This window comes from Terriglobus aquaticus (genome assembly GCF_025685415.1).
Taxonomy (GTDB): Bacteria; Acidobacteriota; Terriglobia; order Terriglobales; family Acidobacteriaceae; genus Terriglobus; species Terriglobus aquaticus.
Genome location: NZ_JAGSYB010000001.1, coordinates 3,751,346 through 3,777,466, shown reverse-complemented (window position 1 = coordinate 3,777,466; position 26,121 = coordinate 3,751,346). Strand labels below are relative to the sequence as shown.

At 63.6% G+C, this 26,121-nt stretch carries 20 protein-coding genes; 6 read left to right on the top strand and 14 right to left on the bottom strand.

Features of this window, described 5'->3' with window-relative positions; all coding sequences use genetic code 11:
* Positions 1 to 23: 23 nt before the first annotated feature.
* From OHL12_RS15560 to rbfA, 8 genes are all read right to left on the bottom strand, one after another.
* On the bottom strand, positions 24 to 2,867 hold the full coding sequence (locus OHL12_RS15560) for an IPT/TIG domain-containing protein (RefSeq protein WP_263414733.1): 2,844 nt from the start codon (positions 2,865 to 2,867) through the stop codon (positions 24 to 26).
* Between the two features lie 32 nt (positions 2,868 to 2,899).
* The gene (locus OHL12_RS15555; protein ID WP_263414732.1) at positions 2,900 to 3,571 is read right to left on the bottom strand and encodes a hypothetical protein; all 672 of its coding nucleotides are present in this window, start codon (positions 3,569 to 3,571) and stop codon (positions 2,900 to 2,902) included.
* Between the two features lie 94 nt (positions 3,572 to 3,665).
* The gene (locus tag OHL12_RS15550) at positions 3,666 to 5,111 is read right to left on the bottom strand and encodes a sodium:solute symporter family protein (RefSeq protein ID WP_263414731.1); all 1,446 of its coding nucleotides are present in this window, start codon (positions 5,109 to 5,111) and stop codon (positions 3,666 to 3,668) included.
* An 86-nt stretch (positions 5,112 to 5,197) separates the two neighbouring features.
* On the bottom strand, positions 5,198 to 6,367 hold the full coding sequence (locus OHL12_RS15545; RefSeq protein WP_263414730.1) for a glycosyltransferase: 1,170 nt from the start codon (positions 6,365 to 6,367) through the stop codon (positions 5,198 to 5,200).
* 139 nt (positions 6,368 to 6,506) lie between these two features.
* Positions 6,507 to 7,655, bottom strand: coding sequence for a glycosyltransferase (locus OHL12_RS15540; protein ID WP_263414729.1), 1,149 nt, complete (start codon positions 7,653 to 7,655; stop codon positions 6,507 to 6,509).
* A 154-nt stretch (positions 7,656 to 7,809) separates the two neighbouring features.
* Positions 7,810 to 8,760, bottom strand: a complete 951-nt coding sequence (locus tag OHL12_RS15535; RefSeq protein ID WP_263414728.1) for a YihY/virulence factor BrkB family protein — start codon at positions 8,758 to 8,760, stop codon at positions 7,810 to 7,812.
* Between the two features lie 145 nt (positions 8,761 to 8,905).
* Positions 8,906 to 9,952: a DHH family phosphoesterase gene (locus OHL12_RS15530; protein WP_263414727.1), complete on the bottom strand. Its 1,047-nt coding sequence runs from the start codon at positions 9,950 to 9,952 to the stop codon at positions 8,906 to 8,908.
* The gene (gene rbfA, locus OHL12_RS15525) at positions 9,949 to 10,338 is read right to left on the bottom strand and encodes a 30S ribosome-binding factor RbfA (RefSeq protein ID WP_263414726.1); all 390 of its coding nucleotides are present in this window, start codon (positions 10,336 to 10,338) and stop codon (positions 9,949 to 9,951) included. The genes OHL12_RS15530 and rbfA overlap by 4 nt, the downstream gene beginning before the upstream one ends.
* 143 nt (positions 10,339 to 10,481) lie before the next feature.
* On the opposite strand from rbfA, the gene OHL12_RS15520 reads away from it, so the two are divergent.
* The 3 genes from OHL12_RS15520 to OHL12_RS15510 are packed head-to-tail and all read left to right on the top strand — an operon-like array spanning position 10,482 to position 12,116.
* Positions 10,482 to 11,042 (top strand): RNA polymerase sigma factor, encoded by a 561-nt coding sequence (locus tag OHL12_RS15520; protein ID WP_263414725.1) that lies wholly within the window; start codon positions 10,482 to 10,484, stop codon positions 11,040 to 11,042.
* Positions 11,035 to 11,475, top strand: a complete 441-nt coding sequence (locus OHL12_RS15515) for a hypothetical protein (protein WP_263414724.1) — start codon at positions 11,035 to 11,037, stop codon at positions 11,473 to 11,475. The genes OHL12_RS15520 and OHL12_RS15515 overlap by 8 nt, the downstream gene beginning before the upstream one ends.
* The gene (locus OHL12_RS15510) at positions 11,475 to 12,116 is read left to right on the top strand and encodes a DUF4252 domain-containing protein (protein WP_263414723.1); all 642 of its coding nucleotides are present in this window, start codon (positions 11,475 to 11,477) and stop codon (positions 12,114 to 12,116) included. The genes OHL12_RS15515 and OHL12_RS15510 overlap by 1 nt, the downstream gene beginning before the upstream one ends.
* Here OHL12_RS15510 and OHL12_RS15505 read toward each other — a convergent pair.
* The 6 genes from OHL12_RS15505 to OHL12_RS15480 all read right to left on the bottom strand — a co-directional run bounded on the left by OHL12_RS15505 (position 12,113) and on the right by OHL12_RS15480 (position 21,528).
* Positions 12,113 to 12,406 (bottom strand): DUF503 domain-containing protein, encoded by a 294-nt coding sequence (locus OHL12_RS15505; protein ID WP_263414722.1) that lies wholly within the window; start codon positions 12,404 to 12,406, stop codon positions 12,113 to 12,115. The two genes, OHL12_RS15510 and OHL12_RS15505, sit on opposite strands and share 4 nt — an antisense overlap.
* A gap of 4 nt (positions 12,407 to 12,410) precedes the next feature.
* Positions 12,411 to 14,240 (bottom strand): CRTAC1 family protein, encoded by a 1,830-nt coding sequence (locus OHL12_RS15500; protein ID WP_263414721.1) that lies wholly within the window; start codon positions 14,238 to 14,240, stop codon positions 12,411 to 12,413.
* 27 nt (positions 14,241 to 14,267) lie between these two features.
* The gene (locus OHL12_RS15495) at positions 14,268 to 14,654 is read right to left on the bottom strand and encodes a c-type cytochrome (RefSeq protein WP_263414720.1); all 387 of its coding nucleotides are present in this window, start codon (positions 14,652 to 14,654) and stop codon (positions 14,268 to 14,270) included.
* Positions 14,655 to 14,729: 75 nt separating this feature from the next.
* Complete coding sequence (locus tag OHL12_RS15490; RefSeq protein WP_263414719.1) at positions 14,730 to 16,958, bottom strand: tetratricopeptide repeat protein; 2,229 nt, start codon at positions 16,956 to 16,958, stop codon at positions 14,730 to 14,732.
* A gap of 111 nt (positions 16,959 to 17,069) precedes the next feature.
* On the bottom strand, positions 17,070 to 20,351 hold the full coding sequence (locus OHL12_RS15485; protein WP_263414718.1) for an efflux RND transporter permease subunit: 3,282 nt from the start codon (positions 20,349 to 20,351) through the stop codon (positions 17,070 to 17,072).
* 85 nt (positions 20,352 to 20,436) lie between these two features.
* Positions 20,437 to 21,528, bottom strand: a complete 1,092-nt coding sequence (locus tag OHL12_RS15480) for an efflux RND transporter periplasmic adaptor subunit (protein ID WP_263414717.1) — start codon at positions 21,526 to 21,528, stop codon at positions 20,437 to 20,439.
* A 241-nt stretch (positions 21,529 to 21,769) separates the two neighbouring features.
* On the opposite strand from OHL12_RS15480, the gene OHL12_RS15475 reads away from it, so the two are divergent.
* From OHL12_RS15475 to OHL12_RS15465, 3 genes are all read left to right on the top strand, one after another.
* Entirely contained in the window at positions 21,770 to 22,330 is a 561-nt protein-coding gene (locus OHL12_RS15475; protein WP_263414716.1) for a hypothetical protein, read from the top strand.
* 28 nt (positions 22,331 to 22,358) lie between these two features.
* Positions 22,359 to 24,128, top strand: coding sequence for a tetratricopeptide repeat protein (locus OHL12_RS15470; RefSeq protein WP_263414715.1), 1,770 nt, complete (start codon positions 22,359 to 22,361; stop codon positions 24,126 to 24,128).
* Positions 24,129 to 24,236: 108 nt separating this feature from the next.
* Positions 24,237 to 26,114: a CRTAC1 family protein gene (locus OHL12_RS15465; RefSeq protein WP_263414714.1), complete on the top strand. Its 1,878-nt coding sequence runs from the start codon at positions 24,237 to 24,239 to the stop codon at positions 26,112 to 26,114.
* Positions 26,115 to 26,121 lie beyond the last annotated feature (7 nt).

The window sequence follows — 26,121 nt, the reverse complement described above, 5'->3', positions numbered from 1 at the left end:
AAGCGAGGGTGCGGGCGGCTGCGCTAGGGCTCCTTGACCAGCGAAACCGAGAAGAAGCCGCTGGTGCCCGTCGCTGCCACGATCTGGGTAGTCGCGGCGGTGCCGTCGAATTGCATGGGAGCGATGGACAGCAGGCCATCGTCATCGCTGATGGCGGACGTGACCGCACTGCCGTAGACCGGCGGAACGGCGCAACGTCCGGTGGCGGGACAGGGCGGCTGCCAGGCCGTAACCTGCTGGCGAATGGAAACAGCCGCGCCGGCAACGCCGTTTCCGGCGGCATCGACCACTCGGAGCGTGATGGCGCCAAGGCGAGATCCGCTCTGAACCACTTGTGCGTCGCCCGCAATTCCCTGCAGCCGGAACGCGTCCGGCGACACGCCGACCAGCGTGAGGCTGGTACACGCATTGGTCCACGCGCACGCCTGCACTGTTGCCTGCGCTCCGGCCGCGAGCGCACCGGTCGCGGAAACGATGGCCGATCCGTCCGCCATGCTGGTGCTCTGGGCCGAGTTCTGCGTCGAGGCGAGCTGCACCGCTCCGGAGCCGACCGTCCACTGCACTGGCTGGCCGGAGATGCGCAGGCCGTTGCGCAGGACCATCACCTCTGGCGAAAAGGGCGCGTTCGCAGTGGCCGCGATGTACTCGACCGGTCGCACGGGCGACAGGCTCTGCGAAGTGAGCGTGGCGCTGAACTGGGCGGACGCCTGCGCACCGGAGGTGGTCGTGGCCAGCAAGGTGATTGATCCAGCCGCGCTCGCGGCGGCCTGCACACGGGCCAGGCCGGTTCCGTCGGTGAGCACCGTGCAGGTAGTGGCGCCGCAGGGAGCAAGCGTTGCCGAACCCGCCGTGACGCGAACCGTGATCGTCACGCCAGCGACGGGAGCGTTGCTGCTGTTCGTCAGGCGCACGGCGAACGTGTTCGCCGCGCCCACATCCGTGGTGGCGAGAGGCGCGGTCACCACTGTGAGCACGTCGCCGGTGCTGCTGCCGTAGAGCAGGCCACCCGTGATGGTCGACGTGCCTCCGGTCCGCAGATCGGACACGACCACATCGTTGGTGGTGTTACCGTTCAGCGCAGACAAAGTAGGTGCGTTGACCACAATCTGCGTGGGAGACAGGCTGACCACCGAGGCTGCGACACCACCGACGGTTACGGTGTTTCCCGGCTGAAAGCCGACACCGGTGATCGTGACCGTGCCGCCGTTGTTGCCCAGGCGAGCCGGACGAACCGAGTCTGCATACAGCAGGCGCGCGCTGTAGGCGAAATCGGGGCGTCCGCTGCCGCGTTGGTCGGCGACCACGAAGCGCACCGTCTCAGAGGTGGTGAACGTGGCGGTGAGCTGGGTCGTCCCATTCTGCCGGCCGTTGAAGGCGGTCCCTGTCGCAGCAATAGTGGGCCGAGTTCCTGTCGGGTCCGAGCCGTGCCACAGGCCCAGTACCGGCTGCATCTTGGCCATCGAGGCGCTGTTGTTCTCGTCGAGCGCTATTACTTCCAGCGTGGCGGTGCGGCCTGCCTGCACCGTGATTGAGCCCCAGGAGGTATGGCCGTAGCCGCAGATTTTGCCGCTCCACATGCCACTGGGGGCGACCGTTGCCGGCGCGGACTCCGTGCCGTCGCTGCCGGTGGAGCAGTCGGACGAGGCGGTGGAGACGATGTTGGTGGTGGACTGTGCACCGTATCGGCCGACCACGCTGAACACCGAGGGGCCAACTGTTCCGGAGGGCAGGATCATGCCCGCCGAAGTGGGACCCACGGCATAGCTGCCGCGGTACAACGGGTTCACGGACTCTGCGGCAACGATCACGTTGTTCCAGGAGGTAGTCGGAATGGCCGGCACCTCCGCCATGGTCCAGTAGCCCTGGTAATTCGAGTTCAACGTGCCCTGGACCGCCGGAAACCCGGAGAGGCCGCCCGCGACGGGATTGCCGCTGCTGCGCCGGTACAGAGCTCCCGTGACGGCGGAGGTGGTCTGCCAGCCCTCCACGCCGTATTGGCCCTGCACGCCCTGGCGGGTCGCGGTTACATTCACGCCGTCCATGCCTTCGCCCGTGGGGAACTTCACGAAGCCGGTCAGGTACTCGCCGTCGGTGGAGGCGTAGGCTCCCAGGCCATACAGCAGGTGGACGGAGCAGCGGTCGTCGTCGCGCAGGGTGAACGGATTGGGCAGGCACTGGTAGGTGTACGTGCCGCACACGATGTCGATGGGGTGCATGATGGGCCAGTGCAGTTGCTGCTGATAGGTGGGCTGCGGCGCACCGGTGAAGACGTTGTCATTCACCTGGGACCAGGCCAGGCCGATGACTCGGCCAAAGACGCGCATCAACTGGTATTGCATCTGCAACTGCTGCTCAGGCGCCGGCCCGGTGCAGCGGCCGTTGAGCAGGATGATGGCGTGCGCGATGTTGCCGGGCTGGATGAACTTGTCCACGTTCTCCACGGCAGCGTTCTGGCGGCAGGCGGACGGCGAACTGGCACCCGAGCCCAGCAGCATGTCGATCAGTGTGCCGTCCGCATCGAAGACCACCGCAATCTGCTTGGCTGCGTAGTTGGAGCTGTCGACGTCGGCAGGCCAGATGGGACCGTTGGAGCCGAGGTAGACGTTGCTGGAGCTCACGTCTTCGTTGAGCGACCCGCCGTTGGACAGCACAAGATTGCTGTACTGGATGTTCCACACCTGCGCGGCCGCGTTCACGATCTGGGTGGCAGCGGCATTGCTTACGCTGCTGCTGAGCGGGCCGGCGTCGATGAAGTAGCTGACGTTGTTCTGGTACCACGTGATCGGGGAGCCGTCGTTTTGCCAACCGGCTCCGTTGCTGGCGACCCAGCGTGGGCCGGCGGCACGCAGGACTGGGAGAAGTAGCATGCAGCCTGCGATCAGTAGGAAAATGCGGCGCGTCATGAGCGTGCCTGTCCGGCGCCGGCAGAGCGCAAGAGATCGAGCACCAGATCGCGATCGATGGCGTGAACGTCTGGCAGGGCAAGACTGTTTGTCGTCGCGTCCGCGGATGCGGCACTGCGTTCCGGAGCAGCGGAGGCCGACACGGTAGCGGAGCGTACCTGTGGGGCAGAGGAGACGATGTTAGCGCTGCCGCGTTGCACGTCTGCCGCGATCCAGCGAAGGTCGAGATTGCCGACAAGCTGGTCGCCCGAAAGAGGCACGATGCCGCGCTCGCCCATGACCGGCGCGCTGAATCCCGAAGCAGCCGGCGCGGTCAGCATAAACAGGGCGCGTTCGCCGGCGTAGAAACGGTCCAGGCCGCCGGCCCAGGGCGAAACGCGCATCGTGTAAGCGCTGCCTGCGGCAATGCCGCGGATGCCGCGTTCGACCTGGAAGGTCACGCGAGCACCGCCGCTGCTGTCAGGCTGCACTTCGGCAACACTGCCGGTGAAGATGACGCCAGCTTGTGCGGCGACCTGTTGCAGCGCCGAAGCGACGTTGGTAGAGGGCGAGGCCCCTGTGGAGCTCTCCGTCGTCCCGGCGACAGGCGCTGCGGAGCGAAGCATGGCCGATTGGAAGCTGGTCTGCGCCAGCGACGTGCCCGCGCTCACCAGGAGCAGCAGGCCCATGGCCGCGGCGCGTGTGTTTCTGTTTGAAGCATGTAGCACTTTGAATCACCGCCCAGTGCTCTTATCGGGCGTAGGAGCGAATGCTTGAGCCGAGTCAGGCGGCCTCGCTCACCGTTTGGAGTTGCGCCGGCGACGGCGGAGGCGTCAGCAGGCTGACGATCACCAGCGCCACCAGCGAGCAAAGCAGGGCGGGGACGATGGCGTCGCGCTCGGCGACGGCGCGCGGCAGTACATTCTTCCAGCTCATGTCCCAGGTGATGGTCACCAGCGTACCCACAGCAATCGAGGCGACCGCGGCGGCCGCCGTGGCCCGCTTCCAGAAGAATGCTGCCAGGATCACCGGCGTGAGTGCGGCGGAATAAATGGTGTAGGCGTACAGGCTCTTTTTCAGAACGCTTTCGGTGTGAAGACTCTGCCACAGCGCCCAGACGCCCAGCAAAACCACCATGAGCCGGCTGACTAGCAGGACTTCGCGATCCGCGGCGCGGGGCCTCAGGTATCGCACAAAGATGTCGTTGACCAGGTTCGTTGCGGGCGAAAAGAGCCAGTTGTTTGCAGTGGAGATGATTTTGGCGAAGATCGCGCCCATCAGCAGAGCGCCCAACAACTGCACGCCAGCGTTGCCATGAAAGCCATGCGTGGCGGCGTAGGCTAGGATCTCTCGCGGATGCTCGTGGACTTCGCCCGTGGGAAAGAGCGCCGAGCCGGTCACAGCGAGTGCGATGATCACGGTCTCCAGGATCACCGTCCCGATAATCCAGCCGACAACTGCCTGCTGCGCATCGCGCTGGCTCTTCGCCGAAAAGAACTTCTGGTACATCGACTGGTTGCCGAGGAGCAGGAGGCAGGTCGGCAGGAAGAGCTCCAGCGCCTGGATGGGCGTGATGTCGCCAAAGACCTGGAAGTGCGTGGCCGGAAGAGCGGCATGGACGGCACCCCAGCCGCCAGCGCGATGGACAAGCAGCGGAAGCGCGGCGCACATGGTAACGGTGGCGAGGATACCAATGGCAACGTCGGTATATGCGACCGACGCCATGCCCGCGATGGCCGTGAACAGAACGACGAAGCCGGCCAGAATGTATCGGCCGGTAACGGCATCGACCCCTGGAAAGATCAGGTGAAGGATGTCGCCGCCGCCGATGAACTGGTAGCTGGTGATGGCCGTATAGGTAAACAGAACGGCGACCACGCCAAGAACGCGAGCAGTCTGGCTGTAACGAGCCTCCAGGAGATCTGGAATGGTGAACTGCGCAAACTTGCGGGCGCGGGGAGCGATGAAGTAGATCAGCAGGAGGCCGGCCCAGCCACCTCCGCCCTGCCAGAGCGCGGCGAACCCATGCCTATAGCCGTTCTCAGCCCCGGCCAGCAGGGATCCGGAGCCGATCCAACTGCTGAGCAGCGTGAACACCAGCACGGCTGCAGGCAGAGTACGACCGGCGACCAGGTAATCGGCGCGGGTCCGGGTCTGGCGAAGCCTGGACAGGGACACACCCAGCAGGGTCAGAACAATGAGCAGAAGAACAACGGCGTATAGATTCATGGGCTGTGGGTTGGGTGCCAGTCTGCGGAAGATTGCCCAAAGTGTATCGCCCGCAACAGCATGCGGGCTCCGAAGGCCTGCGAAGGTCAGGCGCGGCGGCGGTCGGGTACGCCGGGCGGCGGACCTTCCGCGGCCGCCGCGCGGCGTTCCTGGAAGAGGCGCGCGATCGCCCGCGAGGTTCCGGCGCTATCGAAGCGGTTGCGCCAGCACTGCAGAGCCTTGCCGCGCATGTCCTTCCGCTCTGAGTCCGTCATAGCGGACCACCGGCGCAACAGACGCTGCACGCCGTCCAGCGTGTCAGGCTCGACCAGGCCGGCGTCACTGGCGGAGATGTCGCCGTGAATATTGACCTGGTCGGAGATGAGCACGGGCGTTCCGCAACTGAGTGCCTCGGCGACGGCGATGCCGAAGTTCTCCTGGTGCGAGGGCAGGACAAACGCGTCCGCCGCCGCAAAAGCGCCCCATTTCGCGTCTCCCGTCAGCATGCCAGGCCACAGCACATCGTCCTGCACACCGCGCCGCGCGGCCATGGCCTGCAACGTGCCGGTCAAACCGGTTTCGTCCGGGCCAGCCATCAACAAGCATGGAAGATCGAGCTTGTGGCGCAGCTCTGCATACGCGCTCAGCAGCAGGTCGCAGCCCTTCTTCTCGTGCATGCGGCCGGCGTACAGCAGAAATGGGCGGCCACGCAGGGCAGGCACACGCTCCAGAAATGCCTGGTGATTCCGACCCGGATCGCCCTGTGGGCCCAGCGTGCCGTAGGGCACCACCTCCGCACGCCACTGGGAGCCGGGAAAGCTGGTGCGGGCAAGTTGGGCCTCCGCCGAGGAGGTAAAGAGCACGGCATCGGCTCCGCGCAACAGATCCCGCTCGACGAGGAACCAGTACGGCAGCTTTTTGATCATTTTCAACGGGTACATGCGGTTGAACCAGGGATCGAGCATGCCGTGGGGAAACACCGCATAACGATGCCGCCCGCGAAGCTCCCGTAGGGCGGCCAGCCCCTGGTACTGCCACAGGCCGTGGATCACCACACCGTCGAAGCGCGCCGCTTCCTGGCGAAAGAAGTCGGACAGGGCAGAGCTATATCCGTAACCGAAGGTCTTCCGACCGAGCGTATGCGTCCGAGCGCATACATCCTCCACTTGCATCGAAGGTGGGTCCAGAGTCGCGACCTCGGCTTCGTGACCGTCCCGGCAGTAGCCGCGCAGCAACAGCCGCAGGCCTTCCGCCGGACCTCCTGCTTCCCGGCGCATGGATCGGATCACGTGTAAGAAGCGCAGACGTACTCCCTTATTGGGCACACTTCCGTTGGAGCGGAGCGAGTAGCAGACATTGTAATGGTTACGAGTGTCACCTGGTCAGGTGACTGCGAGATTCAGTGTTGTACGGTGCTTAGGCGCCAGCGCTGCGAAACAGGTCCGCGATGCACGCGCCGGTGCGGAGGCTATTGAAGGTACCTTGCCAGCACGCAAGCGCCTTTTCCCGCATCTGCTCACGCCCGAGATCGTCCAGCGCCACCCAGCGTTGCAGCAGGCGCTCCGTCCCGGGCACGGTGTCCTGCTCTACGAATCCGGCGCCGCACTGCAGCACTTCCTGCGCAATGTTGACCTGGTCGGAGATGAGAACCGGGGTTCCGCAACTGAGCGCTTCTGCCACCACAATGCCGAAGTTTTCCTGGTGCGACGGAAGGATGAGTGCTTCCGCGGCCCGGAAGGCTCCCCACTTTGCTGGCCCCACGACCATGCCAGCCCACACGACGCGGTCGGCAATCCGCAGGTCCTGGGCCAGGCGCATCAGCTTGGCCTGAAGCCCGACCGAGTCTGGACCGGCGAACACCAACGTGGGCAAAGCGTGCTTCGCCGCGACCGCTGCATACGCCCGCAGTAGCAGATCGCAACCCTTCTTCGGGTGCAGCCTGCCGGCGAACAGTAGAAAGGGCTTGTCTTTGAGCTGCGGCAGAGCGCGGTGGAAGGCATCAATCTCGTCGGCAGCGTCGCCCGGGGGGCCGAGCGTACCGTACGGCACGACGACCGAGTTCCAAACGCTGTTTGAAAAGCTGCGCGGTGCCAACTCACGCTCGGTGACGCAGGTAAACAGAACTGCCCGGCTGCCGCGGAGCATGGGCCCTTCCACGAGAGCCCAGTAAGGCACTTTCTTCAGCAGCTTCCAAGGGTAGGTGCGGTTGAACCACGGGTCGAGCATGCCGTGAGGAAAGACGGCGTAGGGGAAGCGTCCGCGCAGTTCACGCAGGGCGGCAAGGCCGTGATACTGCCACAGGCCATCCACGATCGTTCCATCAAAGCGGGAGGCGTTGTCGCGCAGCCAGGGACGCAGATGGGGCGAATAGCCGTAACCGCTGCTACGGCGGCCCAGGGCGTGAACGGGCACATCGAGGTCTGCGGCAGCTTCTCCGGGCGGGTCCAGCGTGGCGATCTCAACGGAATGACCGAGTTGCCGGTAGACGTCTGTAAGAACGCGGACCCCTTCTGCCGGGCCGCCGCCTTCGCGGCGCATGGACCGGATGAGGTGCAGAATTTTCATGACGAACGCAGCACAGACCGAGACACAGGAGAAAGTTGTAAGAGACGGACTGGAATCACCTTGCCAGCTTGGATGCCTCGCGGCAACGGTTACTGGGCAACATAAAAGTAACAACACTTCAATTCTTTTCAACTCGGGAAAAACGAGCGAGGCCCTATTTGCTTGCTGCAGCTTCCACGGGCGCACCCTGCAACACGATGCGTTCGGCCACGGCGTGCTCGATTTCAGAGTTGACTTCACCGCCCAGCAGAATCATCACTCCGGTCACATAGAACCACAGCAGCAGGATGATGACCGCACCGAGCGTGCCATAGGTTGCGGAGTAGTTGCCGAACCAGTGCAGGTAGATGCGCAGGGCGAGCGATCCAATGACCCACCCCAGCAGACCGACCAGGCCGCCGGGCGTGAACCAGCGCCAACGTTTGTTCTTTACGTCGGGGCAGTAGTAGTACATCACCTCGAAGGAAAGCACCATCAGCAGCGAAGCGAGAGACCAGGCGGTAATACGCACCACGATGGCGAGGGCAAAGCTGCCGATGAAGCGGTGATCCAGCCAGTTTGCTGCCAGATCGCCGGAGAACAGGGTCAGGGTCGCGAAGATCACGATCGCAGCGACAAGGACAGTGAGGCCCGCAGCCTCAAGACGCGACTTCCAGAAGGGACGTGTCTCCTTCACCCGGTAGACCGTGTTGAGCGTGTCCTGAACGGCGGCTACCCCTGTGCTGGCGGAAAACAGGGCCACCACGACGCCGACGAGAACCTTGGAACCGGTACTGGCGCTGGTCGTCGACTGGAACGTCTGCAACACAAGCTGAAACGCGGAGGGCGGAATCAGAGCTCCGATTTTGTGCAGGAGCAGGACGTAAAGATGGCCGGAAGACTTCGCGATCAGCCCCATGATCGAGCTCATGGCGATCAGGGCCGGGAAGATCGCGGAGAAGAACGAGTAGGCCAACTGTGAAGCGCGCCCGAAGAGGTTGTCCTCATCGATTCCCTGCCAGGTGCGCTTCGCGACTTCCTTGACGGAAACGCCCTGCAGGTTCCACATGGACGAAATCGGGTTATGCGAAACATGCGTCCAGACGGCTTGCTCCAAAGAATGCAAGCGCTCATGGCTGGCGTGCGTTCCGGGACCGGAAGATGGTGGTGTAGGTTCCGCCAAGCTCACAACTCCACGTCGGCATAGTTTGCCGCCCTGTCGGAGTTGGATGCGCCTTTGCGCAAAAGCTGTTGGAACGCGTTCCTGGAAGTCAGCCCAGCGCGCCGCGCCGCTGCTGCAGGCCCTGCAGCAAGGCGGATGAGACGTTCTCCAAGGATCCTTCTATCGAGCATCCGGCAGCCCGCTGGTGGCCGCCGCCGCCATATTCGAGTGCAACCGAGGAGACGTCGAGGTCGCTCTTGGAGCGCAGAGACGCGCGGAAGCGTTGCGGCCCGGAGTCGTGCGGCACTTCGCGCAGAAATAGAGCCGCGTCTACGCCGGCGATGCTGATCAGGTAGTCCACCGTGCCTTCGCTGTCTTCGTCGGTCGCGTCGAACGCTGCCAGATCGCGCAGAGTGATGTAGCTCCACGCGGTCGCCCCGTGCACCTGCATGCGGGACAGGGCGGTGCCAAGGAGGCGGATGTGTGCGGTGGAAACGGAGTACAGCACGTCGCGGGCGATGCGATCGGCATCGGCACCGCAGGCGATCAGCTCCTGTGCGACGGGGAATGCTCCATGAGCCGTGCCGGGGTAGGTGAACGCGCCGGTGTCGGTAAACAGGGCCGTATACAGGCAGGTAGCCATGGCCGGTGTCACCGGCACCTGCAGGAAGCGCGCCAGTTGGTACACGAGGCAGGCGACCGCAGCCGCGGCGTCATCGATCCAGTTGAGTGCGCCGAAATTACAGCCCGTGATGTGGTGGTCGATATTGAGCAGCGGAAGCAGCTGAAGATCACGCAGGCCGGTGCGGGCGGTGCTGTCGCACTCCAGGACGATCGCGCAGTCGTAGCGATCGGGATCGACACGCCCGGCGTGGATGATGTTCTCCACCCCGGGCAGGGTGAGATAGACCTGCGGAATGGGGTCGGCAAAGACGACGTCGCACTGTTTGCCGAGGTAGCGCAGCATTTCCGCGCAGGCAAGCGCCGAGCCGACCGCGTCGCCATCCGGACGGGCGTGCGAGGTAACAACAAATGTCTGGAAGCCAAGAATTGCCGCTGCCATGGTCGACAGGTCGGCAGAGGCGCCATAGCACCCGACAGGTAGGGCGACGATCGGCAGCGGAAGCTCGGGTATGGAGGCGGTGGCGGAAGTCACGGCGCGGTCGCAGTCTCCGCTTTGCGGGAACGCTTTTTGATGCGATGCAGAAGCGTGTCCATGCGCTCACCAATCTTTTCGGACCGGTCGATGTGGAACGTAAGGTCTGGGATGCGCCGCACGCCCATGCGCTCCAGCAGTTCGGCCCGGATGTAGCCGCGAGCGGCAAGCAGGCCATCCAGGGTCTGCTCTTCCTGCTGTTCGTCGCCCAGCACCGACACGTACACCTGGCCACTCTTGCCGCCCGGAGCCAAGACGACTTCTGTTACATGGACGGAGCCGACACGGGGATCGGATAGCTCGCCTTCAATGATGACTGCAAGCTCCTCCCGCAACGTTTCGGCAACGCGGTTCCTGTGATGTTCTCTTCCACGTTGCTGCGGCATACGGAGACCCTGTTGGTTCTGGAGAATAGGAAAACCGGGCGGGAGGTTCGACGCGGTGTTTACCTGTTTCTCAAAAATAGTAGATGCCAGTCAGACCGGACCTGCGTATAGGTGGTTAGCGCAAATGCGAAGGAAGGCCTGAAATGGTCGGAGACGGCAAGCCGGCAGATCGCAGTACGGAAACGTTTCGCGTCCTGGTAGACCGGCACAAATCCATGGTGTTCTCCATCGCATACCGGATGCTGGGCGACTACGGCATCGCCGAGGAGGTAGCTCAGGACGTGTTTCTGGAATTGTATCGCTGGTTGGATCGGCTGGAGAGCGAGGCGCACGTCACCTTCTGGCTTCGCCGGACCGCCTCCCACCGCGCGACCGACGCTATTCGGCGGCGAAAATTGCGACCGGAGGCGGCAGCCGAGGAGTGGGAAGAGAGTTTCGACCGCGCGGTATTAGGTGGCAGCGGTGTGGGACGGGGGAAGGAAGGCTCTGTTTCGCTCAGCGCGCAACTGGAGCGGGCCCTGCTGACGCTGCCGGAGTCGCAGCGCGCTGCCGTGGTGCTGCGGTACCAGGAGGATCTGTCGCCAGACGAGATCGCCCGTGTAACGGGCGATACGGTGCCGGCGGTGAAGAGCAATCTGCAGCGGGGAATGGCCCTGCTGCGACGAAAAAGTGAAGTTCTGCTGAAGGAGTTTGTTCGTGCCTGATCACAAAAACATGGACGTGACGAAAAACGACCCGGCAATGGATATCTTGGCCGAGCAACAGGTGCGGGCCGCTCTGCGCCGAGTGGACGCCCCGAATGGCTTCACCGAGCGGCTTATGGCGCGCGTGGAGGCCCTGCCCGAGACGCGGGCGCAACGAGCGAAGCAGGGCGGAGGCCGGGGTGTGTTGGTGCGGATGACTCAACCGGCCTGGCGGCTCGCCTACGCCGCGGCCGCAATGCTTGCGATCAGCGCCGGCGCGCTGCACGTGGAACATGCCCGCGCGGAACAGCGCAAAGCCGATGCAGCCGCTGCGCAGTTCGACACGGCGATCCAGGTGACGAACCATGCCCTGGACCAGGTGAGCGCCAAACTGCAGACAACAGAATTCGGCGCAGTCCAACGCGCCCTGGAAGCAAATGGAGGAGGCCGGTAATGAAGCGGATGGAGTGGATGGCAAGCCTGGCAGCGGTAGCAGTACTGGGCGGAACACTGGTGGCGCGCCCGGCGTATGCGTCGTCGACAACCGAAGACGCCGGCAAACGGATCGTCACTCTTCAACCTGCCTCCGCTCCTGCGGACAGCGCCGAAGACGGCACGCAGGCGGACGATCACCTGTTTGACGCCATCGACAAACTGGGCGCGAAGGCAAAGAGCTCGAACGAGGTGAACCTGGACAAGAGCATGCTGGGCCTGGCCGCGCGCAAGGGCGGCGAAAAAGGCGACCTGGCGCAGAAGCTGGACTACATTGTGGTGCGCAACTACGAGTTTGCGCACGAGAACGAATACAACATCGACGACCTGAAGCCCATCTTCAAGCGACTGGATGAGAGCGGGTGGAAGCACCTGGTACGCACGCGCGAAAACCGGGAGATGACCGACATCTGCATCCGGCAGGACAACGAAGGCGTGACCAAGGAGATGGTCATCATCTCTGCCGAGCCGAAGGAGATCAGCCTGGTCCACCTGAAGGGCAATGTAACGCTGGCCGACATGAAGAACTTCGGTGGGCTGATGCGGAGCGAGACCAAGGGCGATGCGCCGAACAAGGACGACCTGAAGCTGAACCACCACTAGTCGATTACGTCCACCTGGCTGTCGAGGATAGAGCCGCCCAGCGCAAGAACAATGCGCTCGGCGGCTTTTTCGACTTCCTGCATCTGGCCAAGCAGGTAGTCGCGCGAGCCGTGGATGGCGGCGACGCCGATCGTGGCGCGGTTCCAGACGAGCGCCTCGTCCAGCTCGGCAACGGAGATGTTGAAGCCGTGGCGAAGCTTGTCTTTCAGCGAGCGGACTACCTGACGACGGTCCTTCAAGGACTGCGCGTGCTCGATGCCGAGTTCCACGATGAGTTGCGCGATCGGCATACGACTAGTGAGCGGCGCCCTGCCCCTCGACAACGGTGACGATCTTGTCGACGGCTTCCAGCTTGATCGTTTCCTTCGTACCGTCGGGCCACTGAATCTCGCATTTGTCGATCGCCGTTGCATCGCCCAGGCCAAAGTGCACGCGCTTGTCCGGGGAGGATGCGAAGGAGCCGCCCGCGATCACATCGCCGCGCTGCGTGAAGCCGTTCGCGGTTAGAAGCACGCTGGCGCCCACGGCGTCGCGATTGGACTTGCCCGTGCCCTGCAGCTTCAGTTCGATCCAGTGATGCTTGGTGTCGGTGACGTTCTGGAAGAGCGACGGTGTGTCATCGAGGTTGTTGGTGACGACATCGACACGGCCGTTGTTGAACAGGTCGCCGAACGCTAGGCCACGCGCCGCCTGCAGCTTGGCCAGGCCGGTGCCCTCCACCGGCGGAACGAACTCAAGCTTGCCCTTGTTGTTGTGGATCAGCAGAACGCGCTGCTTGAAGCTGGTGCCCCAGTTGTTGCGATCAACCTGGGGATAGACGTGGCCATTGCCAGTGAACAGGTCGAGCCAGCCGTCGTTGTCGTAGTCGAAGAAGGCCGTGCCCCAGCCGAGAAATGGCACCGTCGGCTCGGCGATGCCCATCTGGAACGAGACGTCAGTGAAGTTGCCGTCGCCGTCGTTGTGATACAGCGGCTTATAGTCGTCGGAAAAGGTGGTGTTGTACAGGTCGATGCGGCCGTTGTGCAGATAGTCGCCAGCGGCGATGCCCATGCTGGCGGTCTCGCGGCCACCTTCGTTCAAGGCGTAACCGCTGGCGTAGCTGGCATCTTCAAAGGTGCCGTCACCCTTGTTCAGGTACAGGTAGTTGGGCGTAGAGTCGTTTGCGACGAGCAGGTCTGGTTTGCCGTCGCCGTTCACGTCGATGAAGAGTGAGGCCAGACCGTAGTAGGCGCGCTTGTCGGCGACGCCGGCCTTCTCGGAGGCGTCGGTAAAGGTGCCGTCGCCGTTGTTGTGGAAGAGCTTGTCGGACTCGCCCTTCAGACCGTGTGGACCGCACATGGTTGCCACGCCGCGGAAGGAGCAGAAGGCGAGGTTCGCCTCGGCAGGCTTGCCGGGGTTCTTCGATTCGGGCATCTCGAAGTGCACGTAGCCGGGCACAAACAGGTCGAGCTTGCCGTCGCCGTCGTAGTCGCCCCAGGTAGCACCGGTGGCCCAGCCGTCGAAGGTGACGCCCGCCTTCTGCGCGACATCGGTAAAGGTGCCGTCGTGGTTGTTGTGGTACAGGCGGCTCTTGCCGTAATTCGAAACGAAGATGTCGGGCCAGCCGTCGTTGTCATAGTCCGCGCTGACAGCGCCGATCCCCCAGCGCTCGTTGGCGACGCCGGCCTTCTCCGTCACGTCGGTAAACGTGCCGTCGTGGTTGTTGTGGAACAGGGCAGCGTGCGGCGGCGCGGCAGTTCCCTTCTGCGCCTCATAGGTGCTGCCGTTGACCAGGTAGATGTCGAGCCACCCATCGTTGTCGTAGTCCAGCAGCGCCACGCCGGAGCCGAGCGTCTCGATGATGTAGCTCTTCTCTGCCGTGCCGACTTTGTGATGGAAGCTGGCGAGGCCAGCCTTTTCCGCGATGTCCTGAAAGATGACCGGACCGGTCTTGACGAAGCCGCCCGCCGTGATCGGACGGCGCTGCGCATCGAGCACGGGCGTGTGCGCTCCGCCGGTGGAGGAACCACTAGAAGCGGCTGGCTGCGAGCCCTCAACGGGCTTGCCGCTTTGTGGCGTTTGCGCGAGTGCCGTGCCGCTCAGCAGGCACGTTGCGAGAAGAAGTCTGGTCAGGGTAAACGGCATGTCGGGTCGGCTCAGGAAGCGGTCTGGCTATTCAGGATCGGCCGGCTTGGGCTTGTCCGGCGGTGGCGCGGGTGCGGTCTGTTTGCTCTGCTTGGGCGCCTTCTTCTGCGCCTCAAGGAAATCGACAAGCTGAACGATTTGCGGGTCGGTGAGCACGTCACCAAAGGCGGGCATGCCGCCACCGCCCGCGCGAATCTGGCGGTCGATTTCATCGCGCTTGAGGCGCTTGCCGATGCCGCGCAGGTCGGGCCCACGGTCGGTGCCGCTCCAGTCTGCACCGTGGCAACGCTCGCAGCCGGCGGAGTGGTAGGTAGCCTCGCCGGCGGCGCGGCTTTCCTTATCCGCGGCGTGTAGAGGTGGGGCAACTACGAATGCGCAAAGAGTGGCGCAGAGAAGAACTGGTGCAAGCCGCATAGAAGTGGTGTTCAGAGTAGCAGCGCGACGGCTGCGCTCGGAAGAGGACCGGGCAGGTGGGTGGCGCATGCAGATCTACGGCTTGGCCGTGACCGGCTGCAGCGCATCCACGTGCCAGGCCACGGACTCGTTTGCCACCTCAGGGTGCGTGCGAAGGTACTCGAGCGCGTAGGTATTTGCCGTGGGATCGTCCTTCTGGTCGGCGAAAGCGGCAGCTTCGCGAGCGGCTTCGGGCTTCATGCCGAGGCGGCGGTAAAGAATCGACAGGATGTAATGCGCGGCCAGGTCGTCCGGATCGATGGACTGCACGGCTTCGTACTCCGTGCGCGCGTCAGGATACTTGTGCTGCTGGTAGTAGCTGAAGCCAAGCTCGCGGTGCGCGTCGCGCGATCGCGGGAACTGCTTTGCCACCTGCTGCAGATCGGCGACCGCTGCGTCGAGTTCGCCTCCATTGCGCTCGACCAGCGCGCGGTAATACAGAGCGCGAGCATTGTTGGGAGACAGGCTAAGCGCCTTGGCGAGGTTCGGGCGGGCGTCGTCGTAGCGTTCCCAGGCGATCTCGACGATAGCCTGATTGGTGTAGGCGTCCGCGTAGTCGGGACGCAGCTTTGCAACGCGTGCGAAGGCGTCTACGGATGCGGCGTATTGCTGCGCGTCCAGCAAGGCGATGCCGTAGTTGTTCCAGCGCATCCACTCCTTGTTCTGGCCGGGCAGGTCGGGCGTGGCATGGTTGTCCCCCAGGTGCAGCGTGCGAGTGGTGCTGACCATGTCCACGATGGGCTGCTCGTAGTGCGGCTTCAGCGCGAAGTCGATGAAGTGCTGCATGAAGCGGCGGTACTTCACGGTCGCGGTGATGGTGAGGTCGCCCGTTGCGTTCTGCGGGATTGTGAAGCCGTACCGCACCACCTGGGAGCGGCCGCTCTGGATGGAATTGTTGTACGCAACGATGCGGTTGTTCCAGACTTCGTGGCGCTCGTTGAGCGTGCCATGCACGTTGACGAGCCGATTGGTGAAGCTGTGCGCGCTCGGCTCCAGTTCTCCGTTGGGCTGCAGACCGCCGCTCTCGAAGATCACTTTGCCTGTCGAGTCTTTGACCGTGAATGCAGTCCACGACTCGTACATATCGCGCTGCTCGGGCACGTGCGAGTGCGCGATGCCCTTGTTCTGGATGACTACGTCGACGACGACGGGCTCGCCCGCGCGAAGGCCGAAGCTGACATTGCCAAGCGGTGCGGTCAGGTTCGCGTTCGGCTTCTCCGGATTGGCGGAGCCGCGCTCGATGCCGAAGACGTCGACGTTGAAGACGCTGTTCTTCAGGAACTCTGCAATGCGCTTCGACTGCTCATCGAACTTGTAGTACTGCGGGATGATCGTGTTTGCGCCGAGCCAGCGGTGAGAGGCAAGCTGACCGTGCTTCGCGCCTGGGTCGGTGCCGGTGAGCGCCTCGCGCTGCATGTGGCAGGTCTGGCAGGTGCTGACCGAGTCCTTGGTATAGAACGGCAGCGGCGATTCCTTGGCGAAGGAGCTGTTCTGCCACTCATCGTAGAGCGAGATGGCGCGCTGCCACTTGTAGCCGTTCAGCGTCTGCGGCAGTGCGGCCTTGTGGCAGCTGGAGCAGTATTCGCTGGTCCGGTAGAAGGGCTTCATGACGGCGGCGGAGTGGCGATCGAGGTGTGCCAAGATTTCCGCGTCCTGCACGGGACGCGTGATCGGCTTGCCGTTTTCGTCGACGAGGACCGCAGGCACTCCCAGCACATAGGAGCCGGTGCCGCGCGTGTCGACCTTTTGGATCGAGTGGCAGACGCTGCAGGTGATGCCGTCCTGGTCGTAGGGCCGCTTCTTGGCGGAGCCTTCGGTCAGCGCACCCGCCGCTACAGCAATGGGATCGTGGCAGCCTTCACAATGGCGTGAGAACGCGATGCCCTTGTCTTTATCGTCGTTCAGCAGGGCGACATTCTTCAGGTACCACGGCGGGCGGTTTGAATTGGAGTGAGCCGACTCGCGCCATTGCTGGTGCGCTTCCTGGTGGCAGTGCCCGCAATAGTTCGCGGTTGGGAAGTTCTTGGGATCGATGAACTCGCCGGTGTCGGTGGTCATGTTCGACGGAAGAAAGGGGCTCTGCTTGCCGTAGTGGAAGTTGTACTTGGCCGCAATCTTCTCGTTGTACACGTGCCGCGCTTCCGCGGCCGCCTCGGCGTCGCTGCCGGCACTGGCGCGCTGGGGCCGAGCCAGCACAAACACGGCGGCCAGGGCGACCAGGATCGCTAGGATCGCAACACTCAAATGTGGAGAAAGGCGGCGCATGAAGACCAGCCCAGATCGTACCTGCGGGTTAGGTCGTAGGGATAGCTCTGAGCGATGTAGAAGAGCCTCCACCCAAAGGTGGAGGCTCTTGTGTTGCGGATTGCGCGTTCCTTACGCCTCGTGCGGCGGAGGCAGTTCGTGGCTGGGATCAAGCAGCGGAACGGTCTCGCCCACGGCTGGCTCGCCCGAGTGCGGTTTGCCCGGCTTGCGACGGAACCGCTCCAGCAGGCTGCTGAGGATGACGTACAGCACCGGGATGAAGAACAGGTTGAGCAGCGTGGAGGCAAGCATGCCGCCGACGACCGCCGTTCCCACCGAGTGCCGGCCGTTCGAACCCGCACCGGTGGCGAAGTAGAGCGGCAGCACGCCGAGGATGAAAGCGAAGCTCGTCATCAAGATCGGGCGCAGCCGGAGTTCCGAGGCCTGGATCGCGGCGTCGATGACGCTGGCACCCTTGTGGCGGATCTCCTCAGCGAACTCGACGATCAGAATCGAGTTCTTTGCCGACAGGCCGATTAGCATGACCATGCCGATCTGCACGTACACGTCGTCCGTAAGGCCGCGCAGAGACACCAGGCCGAGTGCACCCAGGATGGCGGTCGGCACGGCGAGCAGAATGATGAACGGCAGGGCGAAGCTCTCGTACTGCGCAGCCAGCGTGAGGTAGACCACTAGGATGCCCAGGCCGAAGATAATCGCCGTCTTGCCGGCCGATTCCGTTTCTTCCAGCGCCAGGCCGGTCCACGAGTACATCATGCCCGGCATCTTGACCTGGTTGAACAGCTTGACCATGTTGTCCAGACCCTGACCGGAGGACTGGCCCGGAGCCGGTGAACCGTCGATTTCCGCCGAGCGGAAGATGTTGTAGTGGTTGATGACCTGCGGACCGCTGGTTTCCTTCAACGCCACCAGGTTGTCCAACGGAATCATCTGGCCGGCGTCGCTCTTTACGTAGAACTGGCGCAGGTCGGATGCGTTGCGGCGGAACTGTTGATCGGCCTGGATGTAGACGCGGTATGACCGGTTGTTGAAGTCGAAGTCGTTGATGTACGCGGACCCCATGTAGACGCCCATCGCAGTGGTGATCTGCGACAGCGGAACACTCATGGCCTTCGCCTTTTCACGATCGATGGTGACGAAGAGCTGTGGGTCGTTTGCGGTGAACTGCGTATTCAGACCGACCAGGCCGGAGGTGGGCGCAGTCGAGCGGGCCACGGCGAGGTGAGCGACACGATCGATGTCGGCGAAGGTGTTGCGGCCCTGGTCCTGCAGGATGAACTGGAAGCCGCCGACGGTGCCGATGCCCTGGATGGCGGGCGGCTCCGTGGCGAACAGGACACCGCCGGGAACACCGAAGAGCTGGGGACGGATGCGGCCGACGATGGAGGCGGCATCGTGGCCGGCACCCTTCTTCGTACGCTCATCCACCGGCTTTAGCGGAGCGAAGATGATGCCCGAGTTCGGAGACGATCCACCGGCCAGCGAGAAGCCCATGACGGAGAAGGTGCCGAACACGTCGTCGTCTTGCCGAATGAGGGCCGCGCCCTTTGCCGCGACGTCACGCGTGTAGTCCAGCGATGCGCCCGGGGGCGTCTGCACGATCACAAGGAAGTAACCCTGGTCTTCCTGCGGAACGAAGGCCGTTGGCACGGCGTTGTAGATGAAGACCGTTGCGCCCAGAAGCACGACGAAGAGCAGCAGCAGAACGTAGCGGTGAGCGACCACAAAGGTCACGATGCGCGCATATGCCTTAATCACGCGCTGCAGACCGGTTTCAAACCAGCCCACCGGCTTCTGCAGGACGAAGCTGATCGGCTTGAGGATGTTCGGCAGAAGCTGCTTGTCCCGGTGCAGCAGGATGGCCGACAACGCTGGCGTGAGTGTAAGCGCGTTGAACGCGGAGATCGCGATGGAGAAGGCGATCGTCAGAGAGAACTGCTTGTACAAAATGCCCGTGGTGCCCGGAAAGAAGCTGACCGGCACAAACACGCTGATGAGCACCAGCGAGGTCGCGATCACGGCAGAGGTCACCTCGGACATGGCAATGCTGGTCGCCTTGCGAGAGTCGGCGACGCCCTCTTCCAGGTGGCGCTGCACGTTTTCAATCACGACGATGGCGTCGTCGACCACCAACCCGGTGGCCAGCGTGATGCCGAAGAGCGTAAGCGAATTGATGGAGAAGCCGAAGACCTTGATGAAGGCGAACGTTCCGATGAGCGAAACCGGGATAGTGATCGACGGGATGACCGTGGATCGCCAGTCCTGCAGGAAGAGGAAGATCACCAGGATGACGATGATGATCGCCTCGATGATGGTCGAGCGCACTTCCTTGATCGAGTCGGAAACGACGGTCGTGGTGTCGACGGCGACGACGCCCTTCATGCCCGGCGGGAACTGCTTTTGCAGCTCGGCGAGCACAGCCAGGCACTGCCGTTCCACATCGAGTGCGTTGGCATTGGAGAGCTGCTGAATGCCGAGACCGATGGCCTCGCCACCCTGGTTGCCGAAGTTGAATTGAAGATCGGTGTTGTAATTTTCGGCGCCGACTTCAGCGTGGCCCACGTCACGCAGCAGCACCAGGCCGCTGTTTGCCGTGCCATTGCTGTTCACCGTGCCGCCGGTTCCCGTCGCGTTCTTCAGGATGATGTTGTCGAACTCACGCGGGTCCGTAAGACGGCCCACAACGCGGACAGCCATCGCGTATTGCTGGCCCTTGACGCTGGGAGGCTGGCCAAGCTGACCGGCCGCAACTTCCACGTTCTGTTCCTGCAGTGCGTTCTGCACGTCCAGCGCGGTCAGACCACGGGCAGCCAACTGCGACGGGTCAAGCCAGATGCGCATTGCGTACTTGCGCTCGCCGAAGATGACGACCGCGCCCACGCCGGGAACGCGCTTCAGTGCGTCCGAGACGTAGACGTCCAGGTAGTTACTGATGAAGGCCTGCGACAGGCTCTTATCCGGCGAGAAGAAGCCGGCGGCAAGAACGAAGTTGCTGTTGGCCTTGGTGATGCTGATGCCGGTGTTGTTGACCGTGGCAGGCAGGCGGCCCTGTGCCGTGGCGACGCGGTTCTGCACGTCGACGGCGGCGATGGACAGGTCGTAGCCGGTCTGGAAGGTGATGGTGATGGTGCTGGTGCCGTCGTTGGAGCTAGTGGAACTCATGTACCGCATGCCTTCGACGCCGTTGATCGCGGTTTCCAACGGAATGGTGACGGCCGATTCGACGGTAGAAGAGTTGGCGCCAACGTAGTTACAGGCGACGACCACCTGCGGCGGTGCGAGCTGCGGATACAGCGAAATCGGAATGGACGGCACCGACACCGCGCCAGCCAGGATGATCAGCAGAGCGCAGACCGTGGCGAAGATGGGACGTCGGATGAAAAACTCAACCATGCGGAAACTCTCTTAGCGGCGGCAGTACAAGGGGTGTGCCATGGCGGCACAGATCAGAGGGTGGACCGTGCGTGGAGGAAAGCCGCTATCCGAGCGGCTTCACCGGCATGCCTTCCTGCAGCATCTGCAGACCGGAGACGATGACCTTGTCTCCCTGCGAGAGGCCACCCAGAACGGGGTAGTTGTTGCCGACCGGCTCGCCGAGCTGCACGTTCTTCTGGTGCGCGATGAACCCGTTGCCTGACGGCTGCGCGACGAAGACGAACGGCAGGCCGCCGATGCGCGTGACCGCAAGCACCGGCACGACGGGGGCGTTGCGGGTTTGCCAGGTGACCCGAGCATTCAGGATCTGGCCGTTGCGCAGGTTGCTGTTCGCAGGCACCGGCGCCTTGGCCAGGATGCCTTGAAGGCCGTTATCGACCTCGGGCGAGACGAAGTAGATGCTGGAGGAGGCCAGCTTCTTGCCATCTTCGTTCAGCAGCTCGACCGGCAACCCGGTCTTCGCATCCGCAGCGCGGTCGGTGGGCAGGTAGATGTAAGCCTCCAGGTCGGTCACCTGGTCCACGGTGGTCAGCAGCGTGGTCGGCGAGACGTAATCGCCGATGTGAACGGGGATGTCGCCCACGACACCGGCAAATGGTGCACGAATCTGGTAGTAGCTGAGCAGGGTGCGCTGGGTCGAGGTCTGCGCCTGCGAAGCGGTGAACGCGCCCTGCGACGTGCCCATGTTCTGGACAGCCTGGTCGTAGGCCTGGCGGCTGATCACGCCCGCTTCAAACAGCTGCTTCTGGCGCTGCAGGTCGCTCTGGTTGTACTGGAACTGGGCGCGCGTCTGGATCTCGGCTGCCTGCTGGGCCTGCACGGCCGCAACCTGCTTCAGCGGGTCGATCTGCATGAGCACCTGGCCGGGCCGGACGTGGTCGCCGCTCTTGACCAGGATCTTGGTGACGTTGCCGTCTACCTGGGGCTGCATGGTGGAGGACCGGCGGCTCTTGACCGTCGCCACGTACGTATCGGATTCCGGCACGTTCGTCGGCTGCACCGGCGATACCTGCACCGGCATGGCCTGCATGGCCGCCGCTGCCGCCGGAGGCGCTTCGCGGTGGCAACCCGCAGACAGCAGCACGACGCCCGCGGCTGCAAGCGCCACAAGAACGCGGTGAACACGAGAACACACCTGATTTACTAGCAAAACCCACCTCACAACCACGTAAACAAGCGGATCGCACCCCCCGGTCGTACCGTTGTGGGCTACCACTTTCATTGTCCGGCTCCGTTATGGGATGCCCCGACGTGACATCGGTTTCAGAAAACAGCAGAGGGGCCGTGCGGGTGGGACGGGAAAGCTTGCGCGAGGCTCCGATCTCGTGGAACGATGTGTCGCGGGCTGTGGCTCCGCCCCAAAGGATTCATTCCTCATGCATTTCTTCACTTCGTTCCTGCTGGCGGGTTCCTTGGCCGCGCTCCCATCTGCCGGGCCAGCAGCCCCGGCGTTCCCTGCCGGCTTTCCCGTCCAGATGGCGTCCGCACCACAGGTTTCCACCACGGCCACAGGGCTGCTGTCGCCTGCTGACCTGGAGCGGCTTCTGCCGGCCACTGTCTTTTTCAGCGGCCAGAGTGCTCCGCTGCAGCTACGCAACAGCGCTGGATTCCGCAATGCGGCGGGGCGCATGGTCTGGGCGGGCCTGGTGGACACCTCCGGCTACTCGACCGGGGTCCGCGAGAAGTACCAGTTCTACTTCGTTACGGAGCTGCCGCTGACCGTGGGCACGCTAACGGTGCAACCCGGCATCTACGGCGGCGGCTTTCTGAGCGACAACAACTTTGTCCTGCTGGACGTGGCCGGAAACGAGATTGGCCGGACCGCTGTGACGGAGGACAAGGAACTGCGGCGGCCCCGCCCCTTGCAGATGACGGCAGAGGGCAGCGGATTCCGGCTCTACCTGGGGCGGCAGTACGCCACCCTATCGCCACGCTGACCCAGCCTGCCGGGCTACCATGGGAGCCGTGACGCTCCGCCGCCTTTCTCTACTGGTCCTGACCGCCTCCTGTGCCGCGGGATCGGCGCAGACTGGCGTGGACGCGGCCGGTAAGGCGTTCCGCGAAGGCGTTGCGGCTACCCAGGCTCATCAATTGACCTTGGCGGAGCAAAAATTCCGTGCCGTGGTTCGGCTTGCTCCGGGTATTGCGGCCGGCCACAGCGCGCTGGGCGCCGTCCTGGTGCAGGAAGGCCGCAGCGGCGATGCCCTGCCGGAACTGCGGCGAGCCCTGCAGATGGATCCGAACGATGGCGCAGCGCAGTTGAACCTAGGCACGGCGTCGGCGGCCGTGCTGGGCACCTCCGCGGGAACCTCGGCGCAGGTTGAGGAAGGGATCACCGCGCTGCAGGCGTGGCGAACGCAACACGGAACGGCGTTGCCGCCGGATTCCTCGATCGCGCTCGCGCAGCTCTACATGGCGAAGCAGCAGCCCGCGGACGCGGCGCAGACGCTGGAGGCCGCACTGGCCGCGGCGCCGAGCGACCCCACGCTGCAGGATGCTGAGGGCATTCTGCTGGCGCAACAGAAGCATTTTGCCGAGGCCGAGCCGCACTTTCGGGCAGCGCTTGCCGCAGCACCGGCCGGTTCCGACACTCTGGCAGCCATTCTGCTGCACCTTGGTGCAGACCTGGTAGATGAGGGCCGCGCGACGGACGCGCTCTCCCTGTTGCAGCAGGCAGCATCGCTGCGGCCGAACAACACGGCGATCCAGATTCAGTTGGGTTCCGCCCAGTTCCAGGCTGGCGACGAAGCAGGTGCGCTCGCGACGCTGCGCCACGCGCTCGAGCAGGATCCGCGGAACAGCCAGGCGGCCTATCAGCTGGCGTTGACGCTGGAAAGCCTGGGCCGCAATCAGGAGGCCGTGCCCCTCTTCGCGCAGGCTCTCACGGCACGGCCTGACGACCCCGACATTTTGACCAACTATGGCCTGGCGCTGGTGCAAACCGGCAAAGCGCGCGAGGCGCTGCCGCTGTACACGCGCGCGGTCAAGCTGGCACCCAACGATGCCACGCTGCACCAGGACCTGGGTGTCGCGTACCTGCAGCAGAGCGACCTGGACAACGCGATTGCCGAGTTCGCCCGGAGCAGCGCACTGGACCCGAATAGCGCGCAAATCGCCTACGACCTGGGCCTTGCCTACAAGTTGAAGGATCACTTTGCAGAGTCGATCGCGGCGTTTGAGAAGGCGCGTTCGCTGGATCCGCAGCTTGCGGACGCACCCTATTCGCTGGGTGTGCTGTACATGCAGCAGGGTGACTTCAGCAAGGCTGCCAGTGCGCTGCAGCAGGCGGTGGCGCTGCGGCCCGACAACGGAGAGATGTGGGGCATGCTGGGCTCGGTGCTGAAGCAGGACGGCAAGCCGAAGGAGGCTGCCGAGGCCCTGCGCCGCGCCGTTGCGCTGGACCCGGGCCAGCCAGGCAATCATGTGAATCTGGCCAGCGTGCTGATCGAGTTAGGCGATCGCGAGGGCGCGGCGGCCGAGCGGAAGCAGGCGGCCGAGTTGAGCCGAGCCGCCACCGCAAAGCAGAAGGAGCGCTTCGCCCTGGATAGCGGCAACGTTCTGTTGCAACGCGGCCAGTTTGCCGAGGCCAGTACTCAGTTTCGCAACGCGATTGCCGCCGACCCAACCGATGCCGCCCCACACCTTGCTCTGGCCGATGCGCTGGACCACCTAGGTGCGAAGGCCGAGGCGGACGTGGAGCGGGCGCGGGGCAAGGCTCTGCAAAGCAAGCAGTAGAGCTTCCGCAGCACGGCGGATGCACTCCACTGTTTAAGCAGCATTGCCGCCGCGTTGCGCCGGTTTCTATACTGCCCATGCGAACGGTGTGGGATTTGAGGTGGGTGGATGCGGGCTGACCGCAGAAGATTTCTGAAGTCGTTGTCCCGCACCGCGCTGGTGCTTTCCCTGGAAGATGTGCTGTCGCTGGCGATGCCCGCGCAGATGGGGCCGCAGCAACAGGCGCCGTCGGGCAACTCGCGCCAGGCCTACGACGTGAAGCCACGCGCCGCCAAGCTGAACCCGTCGCCCGTTCTGGGCGCCCCCCTGGGCTACACCTTTCTGGACGTGGCGAAGCAAAGCGGCTTGAACGCGAAGACCATCTATGGTGGCGAACACAAGAATCGCTACCTGCTGGAGACCACGGGATGCGGCGTGGCTTTCTACGACTTCGATCACGATGACTGGGTCGACATCTTCCTGGTGAACGGCAGCCGCATTGAGGGCTTTCCAAAGGGACAGGAACCGATGTCGCGGCTGTTCAAGAACAATCGCGACGGTACCTTTACCGACGTCACCGCGAAGAGCGGCATGACTCGCACGGGTTGGGGCCAGGGCTGCTGCGTTGGCGATTACGACAACGACGGCCTGGACGATCTGTTCGTCACGTATTACGGCCAGAACGTGCTCTACAAGAGTCACGGGGACGGCACCTTTACCGACGTGACGGCGAAAGCGGGCCTTTCACAGAAGACAACGCGCTGGAACACCGGATGCGCGTTTCTCGACTACGACCGCGACGGTCATCTCGATCTGTTTGTCGCGAACTACATCGACTTCGACATCAAGACCGCGCCACTGCCGGAAGCGGCCGGTTGCGCGTATAAGGGCATCCAGGTGGCCTGCGGCCCGCCCGGGCTCAACGGCGGCAAGAACATCCTGTACCGCAACAACGGCGACGGCACCTTCTCTGACGTGAGTGAGAGAGCGGGCATGCTGAACACGATCGGCACATACGCTCTGAGCGTGAGCGTGGCCGATCTGGACAACGACGGCTGGCCGGACATTTACGTTGCGAACGATTCCACCGCGGCGACCTTCTACCACAACCAGAAGGACGGCACCTTCAAGGACGAAGCGATTGAGAGCGGCATTGCGTACTCGCCCGACGGCCGGCCCCAGGCGGGTATGGGCGTGAGCGTGGGCGACTTCAATCGTGACGGCCTGCTCGACATCGTGAAGACGAACTTCGCCGGCGATACCGACTCGCTCTACCAGAATCTGGGTGATGGCAACTTCGAAGACCACACCTACCTGAGCGGGCTGGGCGTGAACACCCGCTTTCTCGGTTGGGGCGTGGGCTTCTTCGATCCGGATAACGATGGGTGGCCTGACCTGTTCATGAGCAACGGCCACGTGTACCCGGAGGTGGACGGCACGCACATCGACTCGCCGTATGCCGAGCACAAGTACGTGTACCGCAACCTTCGCGACGGCCAATTTGAGGAGGTGACCGACCGTGCGGGCTCCGGCATTACCGCCAGCGTGCCGGCACGCGGTTGCGCCTTTGGAGACTTTGATAATGACGGCGACATCGACGTGGTGGTGAACTGCGTGAACGCGCCGCCGCAACTGCTGCGATGTGACCGCACCGCCGACGCAAAGAACGTGAACTTCCTAAAGCTGCGGCTGGTCGGAACGAAGAGCAATCGCAGCGGCATTGGCGCACGCCTGACCGTGACCGCACAGACCGGGACGCAATACGATCCCGCGTCGAAAGCTCCGCTGAAACAGATCGACGAGGTGCGCAGCGGCGGCAGCTACTTCTCCCAAAACGATCCCCGCGTCCACTTCGGCCTGGGTTCGGCTGCAACGGCCGATGTTGAGATTCATTGGCCCAGCGGGGCGCGCGACTCGTTGAAGGCCCTGGCTGCGAACAAGCTTTACGTGGTGCAGGAGGGCGGCAAAATCCTGCGATCCGTCGATATGAACGGTCCGAGGCGTTAGCGTTAGA

What these genes read in the sequence shown, in the direction of transcription:
- OHL12_RS15495 (WP_263414720.1), bottom strand. Translation starts at nt 14,654, where the DNA reads ATGCGGCTTGCACCAGTTCTTCTCTGCGCCACTCTTTGCGCATTCGTA.
- rbfA (WP_263414726.1), bottom strand. Translation starts at nt 10,338, where the DNA reads ATGCCGCAGCAACGTGGAAGAGAACATCACAGGAACCGCGTTGCCGAA.
- OHL12_RS15490 (WP_263414719.1), bottom strand. Translation starts at nt 16,958, where the DNA reads ATGCGCCGCCTTTCTCCACATTTGAGTGTTGCGATCCTAGCGATCCTG.
- OHL12_RS15520 (WP_263414725.1), top strand. Translation starts at nt 10,482, where the DNA reads ATGGTCGGAGACGGCAAGCCGGCAGATCGCAGTACGGAAACGTTTCGC.
- OHL12_RS15545 (WP_263414730.1), bottom strand. Translation starts at nt 6,367, where the DNA reads ATGCGCCGGGAAGCAGGAGGTCCGGCGGAAGGCCTGCGGCTGTTGCTG.
- OHL12_RS15505 (WP_263414722.1), bottom strand. Translation starts at nt 12,406, where the DNA reads ATGCCGATCGCGCAACTCATCGTGGAACTCGGCATCGAGCACGCGCAG.
- OHL12_RS15555 (WP_263414732.1), bottom strand. Translation starts at nt 3,571, where the DNA reads ATGGGCCTGCTGCTCCTGGTGAGCGCGGGCACGTCGCTGGCGCAGACC.
- OHL12_RS15510 (WP_263414723.1), top strand. Translation starts at nt 11,475, where the DNA reads ATGAAGCGGATGGAGTGGATGGCAAGCCTGGCAGCGGTAGCAGTACTG.
- OHL12_RS15485 (WP_263414718.1), bottom strand. Translation starts at nt 20,351, where the DNA reads ATGGTTGAGTTTTTCATCCGACGTCCCATCTTCGCCACGGTCTGCGCT.
- OHL12_RS15500 (WP_263414721.1), bottom strand. Translation starts at nt 14,240, where the DNA reads ATGCCGTTTACCCTGACCAGACTTCTTCTCGCAACGTGCCTGCTGAGC.
- OHL12_RS15560 (WP_263414733.1), bottom strand. Translation starts at nt 2,867, where the DNA reads ATGCTACTTCTCCCAGTCCTGCGTGCCGCCGGCCCACGCTGGGTCGCC.
- OHL12_RS15540 (WP_263414729.1), bottom strand. Translation starts at nt 7,655, where the DNA reads ATGAAAATTCTGCACCTCATCCGGTCCATGCGCCGCGAAGGCGGCGGC.
- OHL12_RS15550 (WP_263414731.1), bottom strand. Translation starts at nt 5,111, where the DNA reads ATGAATCTATACGCCGTTGTTCTTCTGCTCATTGTTCTGACCCTGCTG.
- OHL12_RS15475 (WP_263414716.1), top strand. Translation starts at nt 21,770, where the DNA reads ATGCATTTCTTCACTTCGTTCCTGCTGGCGGGTTCCTTGGCCGCGCTC.
- OHL12_RS15465 (WP_263414714.1), top strand. Translation starts at nt 24,237, where the DNA reads ATGCGGGCTGACCGCAGAAGATTTCTGAAGTCGTTGTCCCGCACCGCG.